This is a genomic window from Streptomyces sp. NPDC059853, from assembly GCF_042731495.1.
GTDB lineage: Bacteria > Actinomycetota > Actinomycetes > Streptomycetales > Streptomycetaceae > Streptomyces.
Map to the genome: position 1 here is coordinate 1 of NZ_JBHWJL010000481.1, position 2,500 is coordinate 2,500.

Annotated in this window: 2 protein-coding genes, 1 pseudogene and 1 riboswitch; of the genes and pseudogenes, 1 reads left to right on the top strand and 2 read right to left on the bottom strand. The window is 73.3% G+C overall.

The features are described 5' to 3' along the window. Positions 1-1,081 (bottom strand): glycine dehydrogenase (locus tag ACFV5N_RS27015; RefSeq protein WP_385604922.1); only part of this gene is annotated, 1,081 nt, incomplete at its 3' end. Positions 1,082-1,270: 189 nt separating this feature from the next. Next, positions 1,271-1,368, bottom strand: a riboswitch (glycine riboswitch). Between the two features lie 147 nt (positions 1,369-1,515). On the opposite strand from ACFV5N_RS27015, the gene ACFV5N_RS27020 reads away from it, so the two are divergent. Beyond that, on the top strand, positions 1,516-1,917 hold the full coding sequence (locus tag ACFV5N_RS27020; protein WP_385604924.1) for a PRC-barrel domain-containing protein: 402 nt from the start codon (positions 1,516-1,518) through the stop codon (positions 1,915-1,917). Here the strand turns inward: ACFV5N_RS27020 and ACFV5N_RS27025 are convergent. Next, positions 1,872-2,500 (bottom strand): annotated as a pseudogene (locus ACFV5N_RS27025) (DNA polymerase IV); the annotation flags it as partial. The gene ACFV5N_RS27020 and the pseudogene ACFV5N_RS27025 overlap by 46 nt on opposite strands.

Here is a 2,500-nt window from a genome sequence, read left to right on the forward strand (position 1 = left end):
GAGACAGGTGGTAGACCGCGTACATGCCGGCCATCACGGCGAGCAGCACCTGCGCCGTGCAGATGTTGCTGGTGGCCTTCTCCCGGCGGATGTGCTGCTCACGGGTCTGCAGGGCCAGCCGGTAGGCGCGCTTGCCGTCCGCGTCGCGGGAGACGCCCACCAGCCGTCCCGGCAGGTTGCGGGCGTACGCCTCGCGCACCGCCATGTAGCCGGCGTGCGGGCCGCCGAAGCCCATCGGCACCCCGAACCGCTGGCTGGTGCCGACCGCGATGTCGGCGCCGAGGTCGCCCGGGGAGGTCAGCAGGGTGAGGGCGAGCAGGTCGGCGGCGACGGTGACGACCGCCCCCAGCTCGTGGGCGCGCTCGATGACCGGACGGAGATCGCGCACGGCGCCGCCGGTGCCCGGGTACTGAAGCAGGACGCCGAAGACGCCCCGGTCGGCGGCTTCCTGCGGGATACCGGCGGAGAGGTCGGTCACCAGCACCTCGACCCCGGTCGGTTCGGCGCGGGTGCGCAGGACGGCGACGGTCTGCGGCAGGGTGTCGGCGTCGACCAGGAAGACGCCCTGCTTGACCTTGCCGACCCGGCGGGAGAGCGCCATCGCCTCGGCGGCGGCCGTGCCCTCGTCCAGCAGCGAGGCACCGGCGGTGGGCAGCCCGGTGAGGTCGGAGACGACGGTCTGGAAGTTCAGCAGGGCTTCGAGCCGGCCCTGGGAGATCTCCGGCTGGTAGGGCGTGTAGGCCGTGTACCAGGACGGGTTCTCCATGACGTTGCGCAGGATGACCGGCGGGGTGAAGGTGCCGTAGTAGCCCAGGCCGATCATGGAGGTGAGGACCTGGTTGCGGTCGGCCAGCTCGCGCAGCTCGGCCAGCACGGCGGCCTCGGTGCGGGCCTCGGGCAGCCGCAGCGGGCCGGTGCCGGCGATGGAGGCGGGGACGGCGGCGGCGGTCAGCTCGTCGAGGGAGCCGAAACCGACCTGCGCGAGCATCTTCTCCCGGTCGGCGGCGTCCGGGCCGATGTGGCGGGACGCGAAGGGCGAGCCCTGCTCCAGTGCGCTGAGCGGGAGTGGACGTGTCGACATCTTGGGGGGCCTCCTGGTCGCTGGGACCCGCAACCACCGGGCGGTGCCTGCTGCGGCCTCCCCCTCTGTCATCTCGACCTGAGAGCTTCACCGTGCCCGCGCCCCGAGCGGAGCACCGGCACGGCTTTCACCGTCGGTGAGGGCGGGCCCGGACGGGTGTCCGGCCGCCACCCTGCTTTCCAGAGTGGTCTCCCCCGCGCGGTACTGGGGCCTGAGAGATTCCGGGGAGGATTTGCTCCTTCGGCGCCGCCGGCCCGGGAGCCGGTGGACTCTCCCGCACGAGGTCGTCAACCGTTTCGAGCCTACCAGCGGCCCCGCGACTGCGACCATGGAGGCGGAGCCCCGGCATCGGGTGACGGCAGCACTCGACTGGCCAGCTTCGGGTATGTGCCGTTACGTAAGGGCAGGGGCGTGCGGCCCGGCAGTGACGACCCGTGGGAGGAACCGTGCAGACCGATATCGATCCCCGCAGCCTGATCGGGCGCAAGGCGTTCGACCGCAATGGAACCAAGATCGGCACGGTGGACGAGGTCTATCTGGATGACGCGACCGGTGCACCCGAATGGGCGGCCGTGCGCACCGGACTCTTCAGCCGGGACGCGTTCGTCCCGCTGGAGCCCAGCGAACTGGTGGACGAGGCCCTGCGGGTGCCGTTCGACCGGGAGCTGATCAAGGACGCCCCGGACTTCGGGGTGGGGCGGCATCTGTCGCCGGAGCAGGAGTTGCAGCTCTACCACCACTACGGTCTCGACGTGCCGGCGGCGGGCCCCGACCAGCCCGCACCGCCCGATCAGGACTTCGGCCGGCTGGCCTCGCCGCCGGACGAGGACCGCTGACCCTCCCCGCCCAGCGGCAGCGGCGCCGAGCGGCTGAGCAGGGGATCGTCCACACCGAAGGTCCGCACCCGGCCGGGGGCTGATCCGGGCGTCTCGAAGCGCACGGTGACCCGGCCGACCCCACTGCCCTGCACCCACCCCGGCCCGTAGGCGGTGTGCGTCACGTCCAGACCCGGCAGCCAGCGGCGGTCGGGGGCGGGCTCGGCGGCCTGCTCCGGCTCCGCCACGGGGGCGGGCGCCGCCCGGCCGTCCTCCTCGCCCTCCGCGGTGGCGCTGGCCTGGGCGAACAGGTCCTCCTGGGTGAAATCCGCCAGTCCGGTGACGCCGACCCCCAGCAGCCGCACCCCGGCCGTGGTGTCCACCCCCTCCAGCAGCCGGGCGGCCAGCTCCCGCACCACCGCCGGATCGTCGGTCGGCCCGCGCAGGGTGTCGGAGCGGGTCAGGGTGGAGAAGTCGTGGCTGCGCACCTTGAGCACCACGGTGCGGCCGGAGCGGCCGTGCTCGCGCAGCCGCTGGACGCAGCGTTCGGCGAGCCGGTCCACCTCCTGCCGCACCCGGGCCCGGTCGGTGAGATCCACGTCGA